Here is a 22,632-nt window from a genome sequence, read left to right on the forward strand (position 1 = left end):
AGTGGCTACCCAGGGGCCCGGGTGAGTCGCCCGGCCCCGCTGAGGGTGTCGAGCCGGGCGGCGCTCAGCGGCTCCTCCACGATGCGCCGTCCCGTCTCGGGGGCGTGGATCATGCAGCCGCGCCCGGTGACGATCCCGACGTGGTGGGCCGTCTGCCCGGGATGGGCGAAGAAGTAGAGGTCGCCGGGCTGGACGTCCTCGAGGTCGACCTCTCGTGCGACCAGCTGCTGGTCGTGGCCGTCACGAGGGACGATCTCGCCCAGCTCACGATGGACGAGGTGGACGAGTCCCGAGCAGTCGAGACCGAGCGCCGACGTCCCTCCCCAGAGGTAGGCGAGCCCGAGGTGCTGACGAGCCAGGGAGACGACGGGCTGCTCCGCCTCCTCGGAGCTGAGCGCCCACGACTCGTCCTCGGGCCCCCGACCGTGGCCGCGGCTGTCGTCGTTGATGAGGTGGGCGCGGCGCACCCAGCCGGGATATCCGCGCGGGTCGGACTCGCTCGGCTGCCACGGGCAGACCACCTCGACCCAGTCGGGGTCGCCGGCCCGCACGGAGATGATCAGGACCGGCTCGCCGGCCAGCAGCTGGGTGTGGACCCGACCGTGGAGCGCGAGACGGCCGTCGCCGTCCTCGCTGTCGTCGGGGTGCTCGTCGAGGGCCGCGAGCCAGGCAGCCGGGTCAGGCGTGTCGGACAGCGCCGGGGCGTCGATGGGGCGCGGTGAGCCCGGACTGATCCACACAGTGGTGACGGGGACGTTGACGCGCATCGTTCTCACGACCGACATCCTCACACGACCCGGGGGCGGCGCGGCGCGTCGGTGATACTGCACGGATGGATGCGGACAGGCTGGCCGTCGCGACACGGCTGCAGTCCGTGGTGGAGCAGGCACCCGGCCGGCTCGGCGTCGCGGTCACCACCGGTGGGGGGTGGAGCTGGTCGAGCGACGCCCACCGGGTGGTGCCGTCGGCCAGCACGATCAAGGTCCCCATCCTCCTCGCCGCCCTCAAGCAGGTCGAGGAGGGTCGACTGGCTCTCGCGACCTCCGTCGCGCTCCCTTCCGAGCGGGTCGGCGGGTCGGGCCCCTTGTCCCTGCTGCCCTCGGTGACGGGCCTGCCGCTCGGTGAGCTGCTCACGCTGATGATCTCGCTCAGTGACAACGACGCGACCAACGTCGTCATCGACCTGCTCGGCGAGGACCCGCTGACCGAGCTGCTGGCGTCGGTCCCGACCGCCAGCACCCGGCTGCAGCGCCGGATGATGGACGTCGCCGCGGCGCAGCGCGGCCTGCAGAACGAGACCTGCGCCGCCGACCTCGTTGCGCTCCTCGTCGCCCTACGTCAGGGGCGGCTGCTCGGGCCCTCGACCACGCTGGCGGCCCTGGACATCCTGCGCACCCAGCAGTTCCGCGAGGGTCTTCCTGCCTATCTGACCGAGGACATCTCGGTGGCGTCGAAGACGGGGGAGATCGTCGGCGTCCGGGGTGACGTCGCGCTGTTCGAGCGCCAGGACCGGTGGGTCGTCGCCGCCGCGCTCGCGACAGACCTTGCAAGAGATGGCGTGGACCGCGGGACGAGCGTGCTCCCGACCTTCGCGACGATCGGCGAGATCGTCGCTGGCCTGCTCTGAGGCCTCAGGCCTCTTCGAGACAAGAGGTCTCGCCGGTGGACGGGGTGTCCGCTGTCGGTGAGTGAGCCGGGACACCGACGAGGGATCCTGTTGCCCGGCGGGCCACCTCATGAGCGGCAGGCGCACTGACCTGTTCGTAGTGCTCGACGACGTCCCGTGCCGCGGTGGCCCAGGAGAAGCGGGCCCGGACCTGCGCCAGGGCGTTGGCGGCGCGAGCGACCCGCTCGGCGGCTGCCGCCGGACCCGCCGTCGCGTCCGCAAGGGCCGCGGCCAGGGCCACCTCGTCGTCGGGGCGCACCAGCCAGCCGTTCGGCTCACCTTCGACGTCGTTGACGAAGGACAGCGGGCCGCCCGACGCAGCAGCCACCACGGGGAGGCCGCAGGCCATCGCCTCGACGAAGACCTGGCCGAACGCCTCGCCGACCGAGGGCGACACGAAGACGTCCGCACAACCCAGGCCGGTCGGCAGCTCGTCGTGGCCGCGCCAGCCGGTGAAGAACACCCCGTCGATGCCCTCGTCTCGCACGACGGAGACCGGATGCGCACCTTCCCACTCCCCGGGGAAGCCGCCCCACACCAGCAGCGGAGCGCGCACCCCGTGCTCGCGCCGCGCCCTGGCATACGCGCGCAGCAGCAGCGGGAGCCGCTTCGGGGTGGTGAAACGGCCGACGAAGATCAGCACGGGCTGGTCCGGGTCTGCGAACGTGGTCAGCTGTTGCGGCGTGTAGCGGACGGAGCCGACCACCCCCGACTCGTCCCAACCGCGCGGGTCGGTGACCAGCCAGGTGCGCAGCAGCTCCATGCGCTCCGGCGCGGTCCGATGGCCAGGACGGAAGCGCTCCTGGTCGACTCCTGGCGCCTCGATGACCAACCGCTCGGCGGGGACGTCGAAGACCGCGAGCGCCCTCTCCCGGTCCGTCGGAGAATCCACCAGCAGGCGGTCTGCCCGGGTGGCCCACGCACGCAGCCGGGCCGCCCACGCCTGCGCATGAGGCCAGCCCGGGCCGCCACCATCGTCGCCGCCACCCATGATCGCCTCGAGCATGTTCAGCTCCGTGCCGTGCAGCGACACGATCACCGGCAGGTCCGGTCTCCGTCGGTGCACGGCCTCGTTGATCGGCGTCAGGTGGTGCAGATGAGCCACGGTCGCCGTGTCCAGCCCACCGTCGACCAGTGCCTCGGACCAGGCGGCGACCTGGCGCTCGAAGTCGTCGTCGTCCACACTCGCGAAGACGCGGTCCGGAGCCCCGGCGCGATCCTCGAACGACGGGTGCAGCGGGACCGGCACCGAGAAGGGGTCACCCCCGGCCTGCCACGCGTCCATCGCCGGGGTGTAGTCGACCGCGGTCACCGGCAGTGGCGCGAAGAACTCGGGTGCATACCCGTCCGCCCCCGGTCCACCCAGCGAGCCCGTGACGAGCGAGACCGGCCAGCCCGCGGCGACGATCTCGGGGACGAGGTAGCGCACCACCTGCGCCGAGCCCCCGCGCGGCCAGAACTGCAGGGCCATGACGACGTGGGGGCTCTGGGCGGCTGACACACAGGAGATGATCGCAGCAACCGCGCGACCTCCTCGACCACGACGAGTCCCGACTGGCGAAGCGGTCCCGGACGGGCGTGCGGGCCGGTCACCAGCCGCGGGCCCGCCACTTCGGCAGGTGCGGGCGCTCGGCGCCGAGCGTCGTGTCGCCCCCGTGTCCGGGATAGACCCACGTCTGGTCGTCGTAGACGTCGAAGACCCGGTCGCTCACGTCCGCGATCAGCGCGTCGAAGTCCTGGCCGGCACTCTTGGTGTTGCCGACGCCCCCGGGGAAGAGCGAGTCGCCGGTGAAGAGGTGGGTGTGGCCTCCGGGGTCGGCGTAGGCCAGCGCGACGGACCCCGGCGTGTGACCTCGCAGGTGCAGGACGTCGAGGGTGATGTCCCCGAAGCGCACCCGGTCACCCTGGGCCAACCGGTCGTCGACCGGCACCGGGAGCGCGTCGGCGTCCTCGGCCCCCGCCGCCGTGCGTGCACCGGTGGCCGCGACCACCTCCGCGAGTGCCTGGACGTGGTCGTGGTGCTGGTGGGTCGTGACCACCAGGTCGAGCGACCCGGTGCCCTCCGACAGCAGCGCCGTCAGCCGGGGAGCATCTGCGGCTGCGTCGATGAGCAGCTGGGCCCCGGTTGCCGTGGACGTCAACAGATAGGCGTTGTTGTCCATCGAGCCGACGCTGCACTTGCGGATCGTCAGCGCCGCGAGCTCCCGGACGTCGGACGGGCCACCAGGGGTGACGTCACCGGCATACATGTCAGCCTCCAAAGGGGAGAGTGGGGAGATCGCCCGCGACGCCGTCGGTGAGGCCGCGGGTCAGCCAGCCGAGGACGGCGGTGCGCGAACCCGAGACGGTCGGCCGGCCGTCCCCGATGGACCAGGAGTCGCCCTCGTCGGTGCGGATCGTCATCGACGGGGTCGTCGGGTTGTTGCGCAGCCGGTGCACGGCATCGTCGAGCAGGCGGGTGGTCACCGCGGTGTCGACCCGGGCGAAACCGAAACCGGCGTCGAGGTCGACGTGGTGGAGGACGACCTCGCGCAACCGCATGAAGGGCAGGTAGCCGCCGCGGAGCATCACCCCACCACGGCCCTCGACCCTCACGCCCGCGTGTGCCTCGCCCAGGGACGAGGAGATCCGGCCCCACCGCCCCGCGCTGGCCTCCACGTCGGCCAGCTGCTCGCTCATCGACCGACCCGCGCCGACCTCGATGTCGCCGTCCCGGGCCTCCGGACTGGCATACATCGGGATCTGCTGGCCGGTCGTCACGGCCGTCACGAGGTTGACCATGGCGTCGGCGTTGCGGGCGACGTGGGTGAGGACGTGGCCGCGCGTCCACCCCGGACAGAGGCTCGGGTGGTGGACGGAGCCGGGGTGGAGGCTCCTCGTCGTCTCGAGCAGGAGCGTCGTCTGCACCTCGACGGCCGCGAGGTCGTCGCTGAAGGATGGGGGGGTGTCGTTCACCCCTTCACCGTATCGATCCCGGCGAGCGCGTGGGCGGCACCGATGAGGGTGAGGTGGGAGAACGCCTGCGGGAAGTTGCCGACCATTCGCCGTTCGTGCGGGTCGTACTCCTCGGCGAGCAGGCCGACGTCGTTGGCGAGGGCCACGAGCCGGTCCATGAGCGCCGTGGCCTTGTCCCGCATCCCCGCGAGGGCGTAGGCCTGCACGAGCCAGAAGGAGCAGGCGAGGAACGGGTTCTCGTCGCCGGTGAGCCCGTCGACGCCGCTTGCGGTGCGGTAACGCAGGAGGAACCCGTCTCGCATGAGGTCGGCCTCGATCGCCGCGATCGTCCCGAGCACCCGCGGGTCGTCCGGCGGGAGGAAGCCGCTGATCGGGATGAGAAGCAGCGACGCGTCGACCTCGGTCGTGTCGTAGTGCTGGGTGAAGGTGTTGCGCCCGGCGTCGAAGCCCTTCTCGAGGACCTCCGCGTGCACCCTGTCCCGCAGCCGTCGCCACTTCTCGACCGGCCCGTGCAGCCCGTGGTCCTCGACCCCGGAGATCGCGCGGTCGAAGGCGGCCCACACCATGACGCGCGAGTGGGTGAAGTGCCGGAGGGGGCCACGGATCTCCCACAGCCCGTTGTCCGGGTCGTCCCAGTGTTTCCCGAGGTCGTCGACCAGGGCGCGCTGGATCTTCCAGGACCGGTCGGACTCCTCGAGGCCGAGATGCCGGCCCTGGGCGAGGGCCATCATCACCTCGCCGAGGACGTCGGTCTGGCGCTGTTCGACGGCGCCGTTGCCGACCCGGACCGGCCGGGACCCGGCATATCCGGCCAGGTGGTCCAGCTCCCGCTCGGGCAGCTCGCGGCCACCGTCCACGGCATACATGATCTGCAGGTCCTCGGGGTCCCCGCCGACGGCACGGATCAGCCACTCCCGCCACAGCTTCGTCTCGTCGAGGAAGCCGGAGACGAGCAGCGCCTGCAGGGTCAGGGAGGCGTCCCGGAGCCAGCAGTATCGGTAGTCCCAGTTGCGGCCACCCCCGAGGTCCTCGGGCAGGCTCGTCGTCGGCGCCGCGACGATCCCACCCGTGCCGCTGTGGGTGAGCAGGCGCAGGACGAGTAACGAGCGGGCGACGACGTCGCGATAGGGCCCGTCGGAGGGGCACCGGTCGGTCCACTCCTGCCACTGCGTCTTCGTGATGGCCATCGTCGTCTCGACGTCGAGGGCGGTCGGGACGGGCAGGTGCGAGGGGATCCACGTCGTGGTGAAGGTCAGCGTCTGCCCCTCGGAAACGTCGAACTGGTCACAGTGCCGCCCGTCGGAGGCCTTCGGGAGGCGGGTGCCGCGCAGGACGAGCAGGTCCGGTCCGGCGACGGCGGTGATGAGGTGGTCGCCCTTGCCGCCGGGGCCGGTCTGGCGGCTGACCCACGGCTTGATCTTCCCGTAGCCGAACCGCACCACCCACTCGTGCTCCATGGTCACGGTGCCGCTCACCCCGACGACGCAGCGCACGATGTCGGCCCGGTCGTCGCCGGTCGGCATCGTGTCGATGACCCGGACCACGCCGGTCGCGGTCTCGTGGGTCGTCTCGAGGATGAAGGTGTCCCCGACGTAGCGCCGGCTCGTGCGGGCCGGGTCACGCGGCCCGAGGAGCCACCGGCCGTTGTCGGGGGTGCCGAGGATGGCGGTGAACGACGAGGGCGAGTCGAAGCGGGGCAGGCACAGCCAGTCGACCGACCCGCCGAGGCTGACCAGGGCGCAGGTCTGCATGTCACCGATGACGGCGTAGTCCTCGATGGGGGTGGGCAGGTGCTCGGGCACCCCCAGAGCGTATGCCGTGCCCGCTCGGTGGCGATTGAAGGGTTGTCGGTGGTCGGACTTATGGTTGCCAGCGTGACTTCTGCGTCCCCCCGCACCCCCTCTCGACACGCGCACGACTCGCTCGTCGTCCGCGGTGCCCGCGAGCACAACCTCAAGGACATCTCGGTCGAGCTGCCCCGCGACAGCCTCATCTGCTTCACCGGGCTCTCGGGGTCGGGGAAGTCGTCGCTGGCGTTCGACACGATCTTCGCGGAGGGCCAGCGCCGCTACGTCGAGTCGCTGTCGGCCTATGCACGCCAGTTCCTCGGGCAGATGGACAAGCCGGACGTCGACTTCATCGAGGGCCTGTCACCGGCCGTGTCGATCGACCAGAAGTCGACCAACCGCAACCCGCGCTCGACGGTGGGGACGATCACGGAGGTCTACGACTACCTGCGCCTGCTCTTCGCCCGGGCCGGACGACCGCACTGCCCCGTCTGTGGTGAGGCCATCACCCGACAGTCGCCGCAGCAGATCGTCGACCGGCTCCTCGAGCTGCCCGACCGCACCCGGTTCCAGGTGCTCGCGCCCGTCGTCCAGGCACGCAAGGGGGAGTTCGTCGACCTCTTCGCCGAGCTGCAGACCAAGGGGTTCTCCCGGGCCCGCGTCGACGGCGAGGTGATCTCCCTCGCGGAGCCGCCCAGGCTCGAGAAGCAGATCAAGCACACCATCGAGGTCGTCGTCGACCGGCTCGTCGCCAAGGGTGACGACAGGGGCGCGAAGCGTCGCCTCACGGACTCCGTCGAGACCGCGCTGAAGCTCGCGAACGGTGTTGTCCTGATCGACTTCGTCGACGTCGACCCGGGCGAACCCGACGCGGTGTCGGAACGGCGCTTCTCCGAGAAGATGGCCTGCCCCAACGACCACCCGATCTCCATCGACGAGATCGAGCCCCGGTCGTTCTCCTTCAACTCACCCTTCGGCGCCTGCACCAAGTGCACCGGCATCGGCACCGAGCTCGAGGTCGACCCCGAGCTGCTCATCCCCGACGACGACCTGTCGATCAACCAGGGCGCCATCGCGCCGTGGTCGCAGGGGTCCGGGTCGGCGGAGTACTTCCAGCGCGTCATCAGCGCCCTCTCGGATGACCTGAAGTTCTCGATGGACGCGCCGTGGAAGTCCCTGCCCGCCCGGGCCACGGAGGCGCTGCTCCACGGCCAGCACTACAAGGTGCACGTGAAGTACCGCAACCGTTACGGCCGGGACCGTTCCTACACCACGGGATTCGAGGGCGTCGTGCCGTTCGTGCGGCGCCGCCACGGCGAGACCGACTCCGAGTGGAGCCGGGAGCGCTACGAGGGCTACATGCGCGAGGTGCCGTGCCCACAGTGCCTTGGCGCCCGCCTCAGGCCGGAGATCCTCGCCGTCCACGTCGGCGGCAAGAACATCTCCGAGATCTGCGCCCTGGCGATCAACGAGTGCGCGCAGTTCCTCGCGACCGTGGACTTCTCGACGCGGGAGCGCCAGATCGCCGAGCGGGTCATCAAGGAGATCGAGGCCCGCCTCGGCTTCCTCCTCGACGTCGGGCTCGACTACCTCTCCCTCGACCGTCCCGCCGGCACCCTCTCCGGGGGTGAGGCCCAGCGGATCCGGCTCGCCACCCAGATCGGATCGGGCCTCGTGGGCGTGCTCTACGTGCTGGACGAGCCGTCCATCGGGCTCCACCAGCGCGACAACCACCGCCTCATCGAGACGCTGACCCGGCTGCGGGACCTCGGCAACACGCTCATCGTCGTCGAGCACGACGAGGACACCATCGCCGCGTCCGACTGGGTCGTCGACATCGGCCCGGGCGCCGGGGAACACGGCGGCGAGGTCGTCCACAGCGGCACAGTGCAGGGACTGCTCGACCACCCCGACTCGATCACCGGGCAATACCTGTCCGGCCGCCGCGAGATCGCCATCCCCGCCGAGCGCCGTCCGCAGGACGGCCGCGCGGTCAGCGTCGTCGGGGCGCGCGAGAACAACCTCGACGACGTGGCGGTCTCCTTCCCGCTGGGCAACCTCGTCGCGGTCACGGGCGTCTCCGGCTCCGGCAAGTCGACCCTCGTCAACGACATCCTCTACAACGTCCTGGCCAACAAGCTGAACGGCGCCCGGCACGTCCCGGGCCGGCACAAGACGGTGACCGGCCTCGAGCACCTCGACAAGGTCGTCCACGTCGACCAGGGCCCGATCGGGCGCACCCCGCGGTCCAACCCGGCCACCTACACGGGGGTCTTCGACAACATGCGCAAGCTCTTCGCGGAGACGACCGAGGCCAAGGTGCGCGGATACCTTCCCGGCCGGTTCTCCTTCAACGTCAAGGGCGGTCGGTGCGACAACTGCTCCGGCGACGGCACGATCAAGATCGAGATGAACTTCCTGCCGGACGTCTACGTCCCATGCGAGGTCTGCCACGGCGCCCGCTACAACCGCGAGACGCTCGAGGTCCACTTCAAGGGCAAGACGATCTCCGACGTCCTCGACATGCCGATAGAGGAGGCAGCGGACTTCTTCGCGGCGGTCCCGGCGATTGCCCGCCACCTGCGCACGCTCAACGACGTGGGCCTCGGCTACGTCCGTCTCGGCCAGCCCGCGCCGACGCTCTCCGGTGGGGAGGCCCAACGGGTCAAGCTCGCCACCGAGCTGCAGAAGCGCTCGACGGGACGGACGATCTACGTGCTCGACGAGCCGACGACCGGCCTGCATTTCGAGGACATCCGCAAGCTCCTCGAGGTGCTTCAGGGCCTGGTCGACAAGGGCAACTCGGTCATCGTCATCGAGCACAACCTCGACGTGATCAAGAGCGCGGACTGGATCATCGACCTCGGTCCCGAGGGCGGCAAGCGCGGGGGCCAGGTGCTCGCGGAGGGCACCCCGGAGGACGTGGCCGCAGTGGGCGACTCCTACACCGGGCAGTTCCTGGCGCCGGTCCTCGCGAAGGGCGCCAGCGTCGGCCCGTCGGCTCGTCCGAGCGTGAGCGGGGCCGGCGTCTCAGGGCGGAAGGGTGCCGCGAAGAGCCGGCCCGCCCAGAAGGTCGCGGCAAGGGCGGCCCCACGAGCGACGTCGACCGCCAAGGCGGAGACCACCAAGGCCGACCGGGCGCCGGTCAAGCGCGCCGCCAAGACCGCTGCGGCCGCGACCTCTAAGACCGGCACGTCGACGTCGCGCACGTCCGCGACGACCCCGCAGAAGGCGAGATCGAGGAAGTCGGCCTGACCCTGCCGTCCGGCGGCGGACAGCAGGGTCGGGGCCAGAGCGACGGGCTGGTCAGGCCGGGAGCAGGGGGTGGATCGCCGGGGGGGTCGTCAACGCGTCCGCGGTGGCGCCGAGCGCTGCGGCGATGTGGGGCGAGGCCAGGTGGCCGTCGAAGTCGGCCTGGCTCGCCCACTCCTCGATCGTCACGAACGTGCCGGGGGTGGCCGCGGACGCGAAGAGCTCGTACTTGCGGCAGCCCTCCTCCTTTGTGGTTTCTTCGGCGAGGGCGGCGAGGGTCGAGCGCACCAGCTCCTCCGACCCGGGCTTTGCGGTGATCAGCGCAACGACATTGAGAACGCTCATGAGACGAATCCTTCACTCGAGCTGGCGCGGCCGGACGGCCACGGGGGCAGTGTGGCATGCGGACCGACCTCGTCACCCGGGACCGACGGGGCAGCCCCCGGCCCTCAGTCCTCGCCGAGGTAGGCCTTGCGCACGTCATCGCTGGCGAGCAGCTCCTTGCCCGAACCCTGCAGGACGATCTTGCCCACCTCGAGGACATACCCCCGGTCGGCGAGCTTGAGCGCAGCCTGGGCGTTCTGCTCGACGAGGAGGATCGTCGTGCCCTGTCTCTGGAGGGTCTTCACCGTCGACATGATCCGCTTCATCATCAGCGGCGAGAGACCCATGGACGGCTCGTCGAGCATGAGCAACTTGGGGCGGCTCATCATCGCCCGGCCCATGGCCAGCATCTGCTGCTCGCCACCGGAGAAGGTGCCAGCGGGCTGCTTCGAGCGCTCACCGAGGATTGGGAAGAGCTCGTAGGCAGCCTGGAGGTCCGCCTTGACCCCGCCGTCCTTGCGGGAGAAGGCCCCGAGGAGGAGGTTCTCCTCCACGGTGAGCCGGGGGAAGATCTTTCGGCCCTCGGGAGAGTGCGCGACGCCGAGGGTGACGATCTCGTGCGCGGGTGTCCTGTCGATCGGTTTGCCCTGGAAGTGGATCGACCCACCCGAGGGGCGCAGGAGTCCTGAGATCGTCCGCAGGGTCGTCGTCTTGCCGGCGCCGTTCGTCCCGATGAGCGTGACGACCTGGCCTTCCTCGACAGAGAAGCTGATCTCCTTGACGGCCTCGATCTTGCCGTAGGAGACCCGCAGGTCACGGACCTCGAGCATCGCGGTCACGGGCCGACCACCCCGTCCTTGGTCTCGGGGCCCTCGTCGTCCTCGTCGTCGTCTCCTGTGCCGATGTAGGCCTCGATGACCCGAGGATCCGACTGGACCTCCGTGGGCGTCCCCTCGACGAGCGTCTCGCCGCGCACGAGGCACAGGACCCGGTCACACAGGCCGAAGATGAACCGCATGTCGTGCTCGATGACCACGACGGCGATCCCGCTCTCGCGGATCTTGAAGATCAGCTCCATCGTCTGCTTGGTCTCCTGCGGGTTCATCCCCGCCGTCGGCTCGTCGAGCAGGAGCAGCTGGGGATCCGTGGCGAGGGCCCGCGCGATCTCGAGCCGCCGCTGGTCGCCGTAGGGCATGTTGCGGGCCAGGTGCTCGCTGGTCCGGCCGAGCCCGACGAAGTCGAGCAGCTCCTGCGCCTTCGCCCGGGTCTCGGCCTCCTCGCGACGGAACTTCGGACCGCGCAGGACCGAGGTCAGGGCCGCGGCGCTCGTGCGGCAGTAGCGGCCGACCATGACGTTCTCGAGGGCCGTCATGTTGTTGAAGAGGCGGATGTTCTGGAACGTGCGGGCCATGCCGGCGATGACGACGGCTCGTGGCTTGGGCGGCAGGATCGCTCCGTCGAAGGTCACCTGCCCCTCGGTCGGTTTGTAGAGGCCGGTGAGACAGTTGAAGAAGGTCGTCTTGCCGGCCCCGTTCGGGCCGATGAGCCCGACGATCTCCCCCCGGTGGACGGTGAGGTCGACGTTGTTGACCGCCGTGAGGCCGCCGAACCGCATGATCACGCCGCGGGCCTCGAGGATCAGGGCTCCCCGCGGCGGGGCGGTCCGCGTCGGGGTCTCGTGCGTGACGGTCATGTCGTCGCCTCTTCCTCGAGATGGACAGCTTCGATGCGCTCGGCGAGCCCCTCGTCCTCCTCGTGGAACTCGAGCGTGCGACGCTGGCTGGGCACGATCCCCTCCGGGCGGAAGCGCATCATCAGCACGAGCAGGAGGCCGAAGATCAGCAGTCGGTAGTCGGCGACGAACCGCAGCTTCTCGGGGAGGAGCTTGAGGACCGTCGCGCCGACGAGGACGCCCGCGACCGTCCCCATCCCCCCGAGGACGATGGCCGCGAGGAGGAAGGCGGACTCGAGGAAGACGTACTGGTCCGGGGTCACCGAGACGTCCTGATGAGCCTTGATCGTGCCCGCCATGCCGGCGAGGAACGCTCCGCTGGCGAACGCAAAGATCTTGAGACCGAAGACGTTGACGCCCATCGCCTCGGCGGCCTTCTCGTCCTCGCGGATGGCGACCCAGCCCCGGCCGATCCGGCTGTTGTTGAGCCGGGTGAAGATGGTGATGATCACCGCCGCGACCACGAGCAGCAGGAAGTAGTAGTTCGCGAACCGGCCCAGGGTGATTCCGAGGACCTGGTGCGTGTCGCCGAAGTTGAACGCCCCGATCTCGAGGTCGGGGATGGCGGGGATGCCGTTCGGGCCGTTCGTCAGGTCCGGGCCGTTGCTGCCGTCCAGGTTGTTGACCGAGAGGCGGAAGATCTCACCGAAGGCCAGGGTGACGATGGCCAGGTAGTCACCCGAGACCCGCAGGGTCGGGGTGCCGATGATCAGGCCGAGGGTGGCCGAGACGAGGGCGCCGAGGAGCACGACGATGATGAAGGGGGGCTTCCACCCGATCGTGGCGAACGCCGAGGTCGACAACGTGGCGCCGACGTAGGCACCGGCACCGAGGAAGGCGATGTAGCCGAGGTCGAGCAGACCGGCGAGGCCGACCACGATGTTGAGGCCGAGGGCGGTCGCGGCGAAGATGAGGACCTGGGTCGCGATCGACATGTTTGCGTCGGAACCGTTCTGGGTGAACGGGAACAGGAACGCGACGGCGAAGGCGCCGAGGGTGAGGACCCGCCGGTGGCGCTGCGCGATGACCCCGACCCACGTGAAGGCGTGGGCCCTGGCGAGCGCGACGGCGATTGTGCCGGCGAGGATGAGGAAGAGGGAGAAGATCGACCCGTCGTTCTGGTTCAGGGCGAACGCGGCCCCGAACAGGGCGGCGGCCATGATGGCCACGATGACGAGGATCTCCAACCACCCGGGAACGCGGGCACGCAGGATGTCGCGGGTCTCGGTGACGGGCATCAGCCAGGCCCCTCCGGCGAGGAGGCCGGCGCCGACGAGTGACAACCACCCACCCGGCTGGACGTTGATCAGGCCACCGCTGGAGAGGGCGATGACCGCCACGGTGAGGACCATGATGGCGACGGCGCCGAGCCCGAGGACGCGCAGGGCAGCGGTGGTGTCCAGCCAGTGTCCGAGCCGGCGCAGCGGGCCCCGGTGGGCAAGCAGGAGCAGGAGGGCGACGACGACGAGGATGAGGACGAGGATCTGCAGGGAGCCGGGGTAGCCGTCGATCGACAGGTCACCGAGGATGTCCGCGACGTAGCTCCACGAGAGGAAGCACCCGACAGCGAGGAGGACAACGCCGACGAGGGCGATGGCCCATCCCCGTGGTGAGGACGAGGGGGCCGGCGCGGCGGTGGTCGAGATCGTGGTGTCAGTGCTCATGCCCGGTCCACCACCCGGGCGCCGAGGAGGCCTTGTGGACGAAAGACGAGGACGATGATGAGCAGGACGAAGGCCCAGACGTCCTTCCACGAGGACCCCCCGAACTGGCCGGGGATGAACTGGGTGGCCATCGACTCGACGACCCCGAGGACGAGGCCGCCCACGACCGCGCCCTGGATGTTGCCGATGCCACCGAGGACGGCGGCCGTGAAGGCCTTGAGACCGGCGAGGAAGCCGATCCGGAAGTCGATGTTGTTGTTCTGCAGCCCCTGGGCGACACCGGCGATGCCGGCGAGGATCGCCCCGAGGACGAATGCGACGACGATGATCCGGTCGACGTTGATGCCCATGAGACGGGCGGTGTCCGGGTCCTGCGAGACGGCCTGCATGCCGCGCCCGAGCTTGGTGCGGTTGACGAAGAACCACAGCAGGGCGGCGCAGACGGCCAGGGCGAGGACGGTGAAGATCGCCGCGCGCTGGATCGTCAATGACCCGATCTTGAGCGCGTTGCCGGTCACGAACTCGATCTGTGGGAACGGGATCTTGCTCTTGGCTCCCGGATAGAAGAGCCGGATCGCCTCCTGCAGGAAGACCGAGACACCGATGGCCGTGATGAGGGGGGCGAGTCGGGGCGCATGTCGCAGTGGCCGGTAGGCGAACCGCTCCATGATCACGGCCACGCCCACCGAGGCGACGATGGCGCCGACGAGCATCACCGGCAGGACCCACACGGTCGTCGTGCCCTTGAAGAGCACCGTCCACGTGGCGAGCGACCCGAACGCTCCGATCATGAACACCTCGCCATGGGCGAAGTTGATCAGCTGCACGATGCCGTAGACCACCGTGTACCCCACGGCGATCAGGGCATACAGCGATCCCAGACTCAAGCCGTTGACCAGCTGCTGCAGGAAGTCGTTGACCACTACCCAGCGCTCCTTAGGTCCTCGTTCGCACGGGCTCCCGGATCCGACGACGCAGGGGCGAGCACCCGCCCGCCCCTGCGCTGGTCGTCGTCCGGCTTACTTGAACTCGTCGGTCTTGTCCGCAGCCCACTTGCCGCCGGTGACCTTGTAGACCGTGAGGATCTTGCTCGTGGTGTCGCCGAACTGATCGAACGCGACCTTGCCGGTCACCCCGTCGAAGCTCACCTTGCCGACGGCCGCCGTGGTCGCCTCGCGGGCGGACTTGACGTCGCTGGCGCTCGCCAGGGTCGCCTTCATCGCGGTGATGATGGCGGTGGCTGCGTCGTAGGAGTAGCCGCCGTAGGCCGCCGACGGGTCGGCGTAGCCAGCCGCCTGGTACTCCGAGAGGAATTTCTTGCCCGCCGGGGTGCTGTCGGTGGGCGCTCCGACCGAGGTCGAGAGGTCGTTGGTCGCGTTGGCGCCGGCGAGGTCGATGTACTTCGGGTCGAAGATGCCGTCACCGCCCATGAGCGGGACGTTGAGCCCCGCGTTCTTCATCTGCTGCGAGAGCGGCCCGGCCTGCGGGAACTCGCCGCCGTAGTAGACCGCCTGCGGAGCGGACGGAGCGACCTTGGACACCACGGCCTGGTAGTTGGACTCGTCCGGGTTGATCGTCTCTGCCGCGACGATCGTGCCGCCGCCCTTCTTGAACTCGGCGGAGAAGGCATCGACCAGACCCTGGCCATAGGTCTTCTTGTCGTGAATCGTGGCGACCTTCATGATGCCCTTGCTGATGAGGTACTGGGCGGCGAAGGGACCCTGGACGGCATCCGTGGTGCAGGTCCGGAAGTAGGTCGGGTAGGCCCGCTTCGGGCTCGCCGTGTCGGCGCCCTTGGTCAGGCTCGGGTTGGTGTTGGCCGGGGAGATCTGGGTGATCTTCGCGGAGGAGAACACCGGCTGGGTCTGCTGGCTGACGCTGGAGTTGAGGTTTCCGACCACGCCGATGACCTGGTCGTCCGAGGCGAGCTTGGTCGCACCGTTCTTGCCCACCTCGGCCTTGCCCTCGTCGTCGACGGCCTCAACCGAGATCTTCCAGCCAGGGATCGCGTTGGTGTCGTTGGCCTGTTTGACCGCGAGCTCGACCGAGTGCTGGATGCCCTTGCCCAGGGCGGAGAGGTCGCCGGACAACGGGGCGATGACGCCGATCTTGACGGTCTTGCTGGCACTGCCTCCCGTGCCGCCACCGGTCGTGCCTGAGTCGCCGCGGGAGCCGCAGGCAGAGAGAGCGAGGGCCGCGACGGCGAGCGGCACACCAATCCGGACAATGGAACGCTGCTGCACAGTTCCTCCTGTGTTGTTCGGTCCCACCGAGAGGCAGGACCCTCGCGACAACCGCGAGCGCTCCGCACATTAACGCTATGACGGCGTCCACAACGTGGACACCCGCCCTCTGTGTCTCTCTCGTTATGTGTAACCGTGGTGTTTCGTGTCTGCCGCACGAGGAGAAAGTTCTTCAGACCCACCCGACCACGGACTCTTCCCGGACGTCTGTCCCTGTTGCCCGGGAACCTCCACCCCGGACGGTGTCGTTGAGACGAGAACCACTTCCACGGGCGAGGAGCCTGACCATGTCACACGAATCCACGGACCGCCGCACGGTCCTGCGCGCCGCCGGCGTCCTCGGGGTGGGGGTCGCCGGTGCCGGGTCTTTGGCGGCCTGCGGCTCGTCCGCCAGCGGTGAGAGCGCCGCTCCCGGCGCCCGCGGCACCTCCGCCACGTCGTCCACCGGCTCCGTCGTCAAGGTGGCCGATGTCCCGGTGGGTGGGGGCATCATCCTCGCCGATGAGCTCGTCGTCACCCAACCCACGCCGGGCATGTTCAAGGCCTTCAGCGCCACGTGCACCCACAAGCAGTGCACGGTCTCCAAGGTCGAGAGCGGTCAGATCGTCTGCTCCTGCCACGGCAGCCACTTCGACATCACCACCGGCGCCCCGACGGCGGAGAGCCCGGCCAAGGCCCCGCTCGGGTCGAGGACGGCCACGGTGAGCGGCGCCACGATCACCATCACCTGAGGAGCAGCCCCGGCCGCGGCCCTTGGCGAGGGAGCGTCGGTCCCGCGACCTAGAGTGGATTCGTGGCCGACCCGTCGACGTACCGCCCGAAGCCGGGGGAGATCCCCGTCGACCCGGGCGTCTACCGGTTCCGGGACAAGGACGGCCGGGTCATCTACGTCGGCAAGGCCAAGTCGCTGCGACCCCGGCTGTCGTCCTACTTCCAGGACATCGCCGCGCTCCACCCGCGGACCGCGACGATGGTGCGCACCGGTGCGAGCGTCGAGTGGACCGTCGTGGCGACCGAGGTGGAGGCGCTCCAGCTGGAGTACTCCTGGATCAAGGAGTTCGACCCCCGCTTCAACGTCAAGTACCGCGACGACAAGTCCTACCCGTTCCTCGCCGTGACGTTGGCTGACGACTTCCCGCGTGCCCAGGTGCTGCGCGGGGTCAAGCGCAAGGGGACCCGCTACTTCGGGCCGTTCTCGCACGCCTGGGCGATCCGCGAGACCCTGGACCTGCTCCTGCGCGTGTTCCCGGTGCGCACCTGCAGCTCGGGGGTGTTCAAGCGGGCGAGCGCGAGCGGCCGGCCCTGCCTGCTCGGCTACATCGACAAGTGCTCCGCCCCCTGCGTGGGACGGGTCACCCCGGCGGAGCACCGGGCCATTGCCGAGGACTTCTGCGACTTCATGGCCGGCAACACGACGAAGTTCGTCAAGCGCATCGAGCGGCGTATGAGAGACGCGTCGTCGGCGCTGGAGTTCGAGCTCGCCGCCCGGCTGCGGGACGACATCGGCGCCCTCAACAAGGCGTTGGAGAAGTCCGCCGTCGTCCTCGGGGACGCCACGGACGCCGACGTCTTCGCGCTCGCCGACGACGAGCTCGAGGCGGCTGTGCAGGTCTTCCACGTGCGCGGCGGGCGGATCCGCGGCCAGCGCGGCTGGGTGGTCGAGAAGGAGAGCGAGGACGTGCCCGAGCTGGTCGGGCACCTGCTCCAACAGGTCTACGGCGACCAGGGCTCGGACGCCGTGCCCCTCGAGGTGCTCGTGCCCGTGCTCCCGACCGAGCGGGACGCCGCGCAGGCCTGGCTGTCCGGGCTGCGGGGGGCCCAGGTCGACCTGCGGGTGCCACAGCGCGGCGACAAGCGCGCGCTGATGGAGACGGTCCGCCGCAACGCCGAGCACTCCCTTACCCGCCACAAGGTCCAGCGCGCTGGCGACCTCACGGCGCGCAGCCTGGCGCTGGCCGAGCTTCAGGAGGCGCTCGAGCTCGACGAGGCCCCGCTGCGCATCGAGTGCTACGACGTCAGCCACGTCCAGGGCACCAACGTCGTCGCGTCGATGGTCGTTTTCGAGGACGGGCTGGTGCGCAAGGCGGAGTACCGGCGCTTCATCGTCCGGGGCGCCCTCACGCAGGGCCCCGACGGTCAGCCCGCGACCATCGACGACACGGCGGCGATGCATGAGGTCCTCACCCGTCGCTTCACGCGTTACCTCAGCGACCGCGACGGCGCGAGCGACCTCGAGATCCCCGACCACACGGACGCCGACGACGAGGGTCGGGTGCCCTCGGGAGGGCCTCGCTCCTCGGGCCCGATCGACGAGGTCACCGGGCGACCGCGGCGCTTCGCCTACCCGCCCAACCTCGTCGTCGTCGACGGGGGCCTGCCGCAGGTCAACGCGGCCCGCGCCGCGTTGACCGGGCTCGGCATCGACGACGTCGCCCTCGTCGGGCTCGCCAAGCGCCTCGAGGAGGTCTGGGTCCCCGGTCAGGACTTCCCGGTCATCCTGCCCCGCACCAGTGAGGGTCTCTACCTGCTGCAGCGGGTGCGCGACGAGGCGCACCGGTTCGCCATCACCTTCCACCGCCAGCGCCGGTCCACGTCGATGACCGCCTCGGTGCTCGACGGCATACCGGGCCTGGGGGAGACCCGTCGCAAGGCGTTGCTGCGACACTTCGGATCGGTCAAGAAGCTGCGGGCGGCGTCCGTGGAGGAGATCGTGGAGGTCGCCGGCATCGGGCCCGCGCTCGCCGCGACCGTCTCGGCCCGCCTCGGTCAGGACGCGTCCGCCGCGGTCCCGGCCGTCAACCTGACGACCGGAGAGGTGCTCGAATGACCAGGACGACGAGGGACGGAGCAGAGTGAGCGTGTTCGAGCCGCAGGCCGAGGCGGAGCCGCTGCTGATCCTCACGGGGATGAGCGGGGCCGGCCGCACCACCGCCGGCAACGTCCTGGAGGACCTCGGGTTCTACGTCGTCGACAACCTGCCCCCGCAGATGCTGCCGCAGCTGCTCGAGCTGCACGCGGCCTACCTCGAGCGCGCACCCGACGGCACGACGCCCCGGGTGGCCGCCGTGGTCGACGTGCGCAGCCACGGCATCTTCGTCGACTTCGGCGAGATCGTCCGGGACCTGGCCCGAGCCGGTCACCGGCCCGTCGTCGTCTTCCTCGACGCGACCGACGAGGCCCTGGTCCGGCGCTTCGAGAGCGTCCGCCGCCCGCACCCGCTCCAGGGCGACGGCCGGCTCCTGGACGGCATCCTCGAGGAGCGCGAGCTCCTCGGCGAGCTGCGGTCCGAGGCCGACATCATCGTCGACACCTCCGGCCTCAACGTCCACCAGCTCGCGGCCAAGATCACCTCCCTCTTCCGGCGGGAGGGCGCGGCGCAGATCCGGCTGGCGGTGATGTCGTTCGGGTTCAAGTACGGCGTCCCCCTCGACGCCGACTTCGTCTACGACATGCGCTTCCTCCCCAACCCGTTCTGGGTGCCGGCGCTGCGGGCGCAGACGGGGCAGGACGCTGCGGTCTCGGAGTTCGTCCTGACCCAGCCGGGCGCCGGACCCTTCGTCGACGGGGTCGTCGCGCTGATGGACCCGGTCGTCACGGGCTACGTCCACGAGGGACGGCGTTACGTCACGCTCGCGGTGGGGTGCACCGGGGGCAAGCACCGGTCTGTCGCCGTCGCCGAGCAGCTGGCCCGTCGGCTCGCCAGCGACCGCGTCGACACCTTCCTCGTCCACCGTGACCTGGGCCGCGAGTGACGGGCCCGACGGAGGAGCGGCGGTTCACCCAGCCCCGGGTCGTGGCCCTCGGTGGTGGCCACGGCCTGGCTGCGTCGCTGGCCGCCCTCAAGCTGATCACCGACCGGATCACGGCCGTGGTCACCGTCGCTGACGACGGGGGATCGTCCGGCCGGCTGCGCGACGAGTTCGACGTCCTGCCGCCGGGTGACCTGCGGATGGCGCTCTCAGCGCTCTGCGACGACACCGAGTGGGGTCACACCTGGCGCGACGTCCTGCAGCACCGGTTCCAAGGAGACGGACCGCTCGGCGGGCATGCCCTCGGCAACCTGCTCATCGTCTCGCTCTGGGACCTGCTCGACGACACCGTCGGCGGGCTCGACCTTGTCGGCCGCCTGCTCAACTCCCGGGGACGGGTGCTGCCTATGGCGAGCAGCCCACTCGAGATCGAGGCCGACATCCTCGGGCACGACCCGACGCGACCCGACGCGCTCGTCACCGTGCGGGGCCAGCACGTCGTCGCCTCGTCCCGGGGCACAGTCCAGGGGGTACGGCTCCTGCCCGCCGATCCGGGCTGCCCCCTCGAGACGCTCGCCGCGGTCCGGAACGCCGACTGGGTGCTCCTCGGACCGGGGTCCTGGTTCACCTCGGTGCTGCCCCACGTCCTCGTGCCCAGCCTGCGTGAGGCCCTGACCACCACCTCGGCGAGGCTGCTGCTCAACCTCAACCTCGAGATCCACATCGGCGAGACCAAGGGCTTCCGCGCCCAGGACCACCTCGAGTCCCTGCTCAAGCACGCGCCCGAGCTGCGGGTCGACGTGGTGCTCGCCGATCCGAGCTGTGTCGACGACCCGGCCGTGCTGCGTGCGGCGGCGGCCGGGCTCGGCGCCGAGCTCGTCGTGTCGACCGTGTCCGCGGTCGGGTCCCTGGGCCAGCACGACTCGCTCCGACTGGCCGCCGCCTACCGGGACGTGATCGGCTAAGGTGACCCGTTCGCAGGAGTGCGTGGCGCTTTTCGCCGGAGGCGCCGGCCTCTGGGCCGCACCCAGCGCCAGTCGATGACAGGATGGCCCGCATGGCGATGACGGCGAAGGTGAAGGACGAGCTGAGCCGACTCGAGGTGACGAAGCCCTGCTGTCGCAAGGCCGAGGTGGCGGCCACCTTGCGCTTCGCCGGGGGTCTCCACATTGTCGGGGGTCAGATCGTCGTCGAGGCGGAGCTCGACACCGCCAACGCCGCCCGGCGGCTGCGCAAGTTCATCGCCGAGGTCTACGGCCATCGATCCGAGGTCCTCGTGATGTCGGCGGGGGGGCTGCGCAAGGGCAGCCGCTACGTCGTGCGGGTCGTCGAGGAGGGCGCGACCCTGGCTCGCCAGACGGGCCTCATCGACTCACGCGGTCGCCCGGTCCGCGGTCTGCCGCCGAAGGTCGTCAGCGCCTCCGCCCACGACGCGGAGGCTGCCTGGCGTGGGGCCTTCCTCGCCCACGGCTCGCTGACCGAGCCGGGCCGCTCCTCGGCCATGGAGGTCACCTGCCCCGGCCCCGAGGCGGCGCTGGCCCTCGTCGGTGCGGCCCGCCGGATGGGCGTCCAGGCCAAGGCCCGGGAGGTCCGCGGGGTCGACCGGGTCGTCATCCGCGACGGGGACGCCATCGCCGCGATGCTCACCCGACTCGGCGCCCACGACGCGGTCATGGCGTGGGAGGAGCGCCGAATGCGCCGCGAGGTGCGGGCCACGGCCAACCGCCTCGCCAACTTCGACGACGCCAACCTGCGCCGCTCGGCCCGTGCGGCCGTGGCCGCCGGGTCCCGCGTGGAGCGGGCGCTGGAGATCCTCGGCGAGGAGGTGCCCGACCACCTGCGCGAGGCCGGCACCCTGCGCCTGGAGCACAAGCAGGCCTCCCTCGAGGAGCTCGGACAGCTGGCGAGCCCCCCCATGACCAAGGACGCCGTGGCCGGCCGGATCAGGCGACTGCTCGCCATGGCCGACAAGCGCGCCCAGGACCACGGCCTGCCGGGCACGGACGCCAACCTCACGGCCGACATGCTCGAGTGACACCACCCGCAGCGCGCTGAGGTGGGGTGTGCCGGGTGCTCGTCACCCGGCACACCGTCCGCCGTGTGTCCTCCCAGTGGCCCGGCGTGGCCGGGCCGACCTGACCGCGTCGACCTCGTGGCACTAGGGTTTCGAGGAGAGGCGCAGCCAGCTGCCATGCGGCCTGAGCGGCGCCGGACATGGACCACCATCCGGAAGGTTTGAGAACTGTGACTGTCCGCGTAGGGATCAATGGCTTTGGCCGCATCGGCCGCAACTTCTACCGTGCCGTGCAGGCCTCCGGCGCCGACATCGAGATCGTCGCCGTCAACGACCTGACGGACAACGCCACGCTGGCGCACCTGCTGAAGTACGACTCGATCCTCGGCCGGCTGGAGGGTGAGGTCACCTCCGACAAGGGCAGCATCTCCGTTGACGGCAGGTCCTTCAAGGTCTTCGAGGAGCGCGACCCGGCCAACCTGAAATGGTCCGACGTCGGCGCCGACGTGGTCGTGGAGTCGACGGGGTTCTTCACGGACGCCGTGAAGGCCAGGGTCCATGTGGACAACGGCGCCAAGAAGGTCATCATCTCGGCGCCGGCCAAGAACGAAGACGTCACGATCGTCATGGGCGTCAACCATGAGGCCTATGACGGCGCGAAGCACACGGTGATCTCCAACGCGTCGTGCACGACGAACTGCCTGGGCCCGATGGCCAAGGTCCTCAACGACGAGTTCACCATCGTCAAGGGGCTGATGACCACGATCCACGCCTACACCGGCGACCAGAACCTCCAGGACGGCCCGCACAAGGACCTGCGCCGCGCCCGCGCCGCGGCCATCAACATCGTCCCGACCTCGACCGGTGCCGCGAAGGCCATCGGCCTTGTCCTGCCCGAGCTCAAGGGCAAGCTCGACGGCTATGCCCTGCGCGTCCCCGTGCCGACGGGCTCCGCGACCGACCTCACCTTCGAGGCCGGCCGGGAGACCACCGCCGCCGAGGTCAACGCCGTCATGAAGGCTGCTGCCGAGGGTCCACTCAAGGGCTTCCTCAAGTACACCGAGGACGAGATCGTCTCGAGCGACATCGTCACCGACCCCCACTCGTGCATCTTCGACGCCGGGCTGACCAAGGTCCTCGGCAACCAGGTCAAGGTCGTCGGCTGGTACGACAACGAGTGGGGCTACTCCAACCGCCTCGTCGATCTCGTCGACCTCGTCGGCAAGAGCCTCTGACCCCGGAAGGG

19 protein-coding genes are annotated in these 22,632 nt (G+C 70.1%); 8 read left to right on the forward strand and 11 right to left on the reverse strand.

The genetic code is table 11. The features are described 5' to 3' along the window. Positions 1 to 5: 5 nt before the first annotated feature. The gene (locus tag ACLL9L_RS08815) at positions 6 to 767 is read right to left on the reverse strand and encodes an NlpC/P60 family protein (protein WP_411284302.1); all 762 of its coding nucleotides are present in this window, start codon (positions 765 to 767) and stop codon (positions 6 to 8) included. 65 nt (positions 768 to 832) lie between these two features. Between ACLL9L_RS08815 and ACLL9L_RS08820 the strand changes: the two genes are divergently transcribed. Continuing rightward, complete coding sequence (locus ACLL9L_RS08820; RefSeq protein WP_411284272.1) at positions 833 to 1,627, forward strand: serine hydrolase; 795 nt, start codon at positions 833 to 835, stop codon at positions 1,625 to 1,627. A 4-nt stretch (positions 1,628 to 1,631) separates the two neighbouring features. On the opposite strand, the gene ACLL9L_RS08825 is transcribed toward ACLL9L_RS08820, so the two are convergent. The 4 genes from ACLL9L_RS08825 to ACLL9L_RS08840 form a co-directional block, all read right to left on the reverse strand. Beyond that, the gene (locus tag ACLL9L_RS08825) at positions 1,632 to 3,167 is read right to left on the reverse strand and encodes a glycosyltransferase family 4 protein (protein ID WP_411284273.1); all 1,536 of its coding nucleotides are present in this window, start codon (positions 3,165 to 3,167) and stop codon (positions 1,632 to 1,634) included. 88 nt (positions 3,168 to 3,255) lie between these two features. Then, on the reverse strand, positions 3,256 to 3,915 hold the full coding sequence (locus tag ACLL9L_RS08830; protein ID WP_411284274.1) for an MBL fold metallo-hydrolase: 660 nt from the start codon (positions 3,913 to 3,915) through the stop codon (positions 3,256 to 3,258). 1 nt (position 3,916) lies between these two features. After that, positions 3,917 to 4,621, reverse strand: a complete 705-nt coding sequence (locus ACLL9L_RS08835) for a maleylpyruvate isomerase family mycothiol-dependent enzyme (protein WP_411284275.1) — start codon at positions 4,619 to 4,621, stop codon at positions 3,917 to 3,919. Next, positions 4,618 to 6,372: a glycoside hydrolase family 15 protein gene (locus tag ACLL9L_RS08840; RefSeq protein ID WP_411284303.1), complete on the reverse strand. Its 1,755-nt coding sequence runs from the start codon at positions 6,370 to 6,372 to the stop codon at positions 4,618 to 4,620. The genes ACLL9L_RS08835 and ACLL9L_RS08840 overlap by 4 nt, the downstream gene beginning before the upstream one ends. Before the next feature lie 111 nt (positions 6,373 to 6,483). Between ACLL9L_RS08840 and uvrA the strand changes: the two genes are divergently transcribed. Further along, positions 6,484 to 9,663, forward strand: a complete 3,180-nt coding sequence (gene uvrA, locus ACLL9L_RS08845; protein WP_411284304.1) for an excinuclease ABC subunit UvrA — start codon at positions 6,484 to 6,486, stop codon at positions 9,661 to 9,663. Between the two features lie 51 nt (positions 9,664 to 9,714). Here uvrA and ACLL9L_RS08850 read toward each other — a convergent pair whose 3' ends face one another. The 6 genes from ACLL9L_RS08850 to ACLL9L_RS08875 all read right to left on the reverse strand — a co-directional run bounded on the left by ACLL9L_RS08850 (position 9,715) and on the right by ACLL9L_RS08875 (position 15,623). Then, a complete protein-coding gene (locus ACLL9L_RS08850) occupies positions 9,715 to 10,005 on the reverse strand; it encodes a putative quinol monooxygenase (protein ID WP_411284276.1) in 291 nt (96 codons plus the stop codon). 104 nt (positions 10,006 to 10,109) lie between these two features. Next, positions 10,110 to 10,823 carry an ABC transporter ATP-binding protein gene (locus ACLL9L_RS08855; RefSeq protein WP_411284277.1) on the reverse strand — a complete coding sequence of 238 codons (714 nt, stop codon included), beginning with the start codon at positions 10,821 to 10,823 and terminating at the stop codon, positions 10,110 to 10,112. Beyond that, positions 10,820 to 11,677: an ABC transporter ATP-binding protein gene (locus tag ACLL9L_RS08860; protein WP_411284278.1), complete on the reverse strand. Its 858-nt coding sequence runs from the start codon at positions 11,675 to 11,677 to the stop codon at positions 10,820 to 10,822. The genes ACLL9L_RS08855 and ACLL9L_RS08860 overlap by 4 nt, the downstream gene beginning before the upstream one ends. Beyond that, positions 11,674 to 13,380 (reverse strand): branched-chain amino acid ABC transporter permease, encoded by a 1,707-nt coding sequence (locus ACLL9L_RS08865; protein WP_411284279.1) that lies wholly within the window; start codon positions 13,378 to 13,380, stop codon positions 11,674 to 11,676. The genes ACLL9L_RS08860 and ACLL9L_RS08865 overlap by 4 nt, the downstream gene beginning before the upstream one ends. Then, entirely contained in the window at positions 13,377 to 14,303 is a 927-nt protein-coding gene (locus ACLL9L_RS08870) for a branched-chain amino acid ABC transporter permease (RefSeq protein ID WP_411284280.1), read from the reverse strand. Before ACLL9L_RS08870 ends, ACLL9L_RS08865 begins: the two co-directional genes overlap by 4 nt. Before the next feature lie 96 nt (positions 14,304 to 14,399). Then, entirely contained in the window at positions 14,400 to 15,623 is a 1,224-nt protein-coding gene (locus tag ACLL9L_RS08875) for a branched-chain amino acid ABC transporter substrate-binding protein (protein WP_411284281.1), read from the reverse strand. Positions 15,624 to 15,910: 287 nt separating this feature from the next. On the opposite strand from ACLL9L_RS08875, the gene ACLL9L_RS08880 reads away from it, so the two are divergent. The 6 genes from ACLL9L_RS08880 to gap all read left to right on the forward strand — a co-directional run bounded on the left by ACLL9L_RS08880 (position 15,911) and on the right by gap (position 22,621). Further along, the gene (locus tag ACLL9L_RS08880; RefSeq protein WP_411284282.1) at positions 15,911 to 16,354 is read left to right on the forward strand and encodes a Rieske 2Fe-2S domain-containing protein; all 444 of its coding nucleotides are present in this window, start codon (positions 15,911 to 15,913) and stop codon (positions 16,352 to 16,354) included. A 62-nt stretch (positions 16,355 to 16,416) separates the two neighbouring features. Continuing rightward, on the forward strand, positions 16,417 to 18,450 hold the full coding sequence (gene uvrC, locus ACLL9L_RS08885) for an excinuclease ABC subunit UvrC (RefSeq protein WP_411284283.1): 2,034 nt from the start codon (positions 16,417 to 16,419) through the stop codon (positions 18,448 to 18,450). Positions 18,451 to 18,475: 25 nt separating this feature from the next. After that, a complete protein-coding gene (gene rapZ, locus ACLL9L_RS08890; RefSeq protein WP_411284284.1) occupies positions 18,476 to 19,375 on the forward strand; it encodes an RNase adapter RapZ in 900 nt (299 codons plus the stop codon). Beyond that, entirely contained in the window at positions 19,372 to 20,337 is a 966-nt protein-coding gene (locus ACLL9L_RS08895; protein ID WP_411284285.1) for a gluconeogenesis factor YvcK family protein, read from the forward strand. The genes rapZ and ACLL9L_RS08895 overlap by 4 nt, the downstream gene beginning before the upstream one ends. 92 nt (positions 20,338 to 20,429) lie before the next feature. After that, a complete protein-coding gene (whiA, locus tag ACLL9L_RS08900) occupies positions 20,430 to 21,407 on the forward strand; it encodes a DNA-binding protein WhiA (protein ID WP_411284286.1) in 978 nt (325 codons plus the stop codon). Between the two features lie 209 nt (positions 21,408 to 21,616). Then, positions 21,617 to 22,621 (forward strand): type I glyceraldehyde-3-phosphate dehydrogenase, encoded by a 1,005-nt coding sequence (gene gap / locus ACLL9L_RS08905; protein WP_411284287.1) that lies wholly within the window; start codon positions 21,617 to 21,619, stop codon positions 22,619 to 22,621. Positions 22,622 to 22,632: the final 11 nt, after the last annotated feature.

Origin of the sequence: Lapillicoccus sp. (assembly GCF_046595215.1) — a bacterium.
Lineage (GTDB): Bacteria > Actinomycetota > Actinomycetes > Actinomycetales > Dermatophilaceae > Lapillicoccus.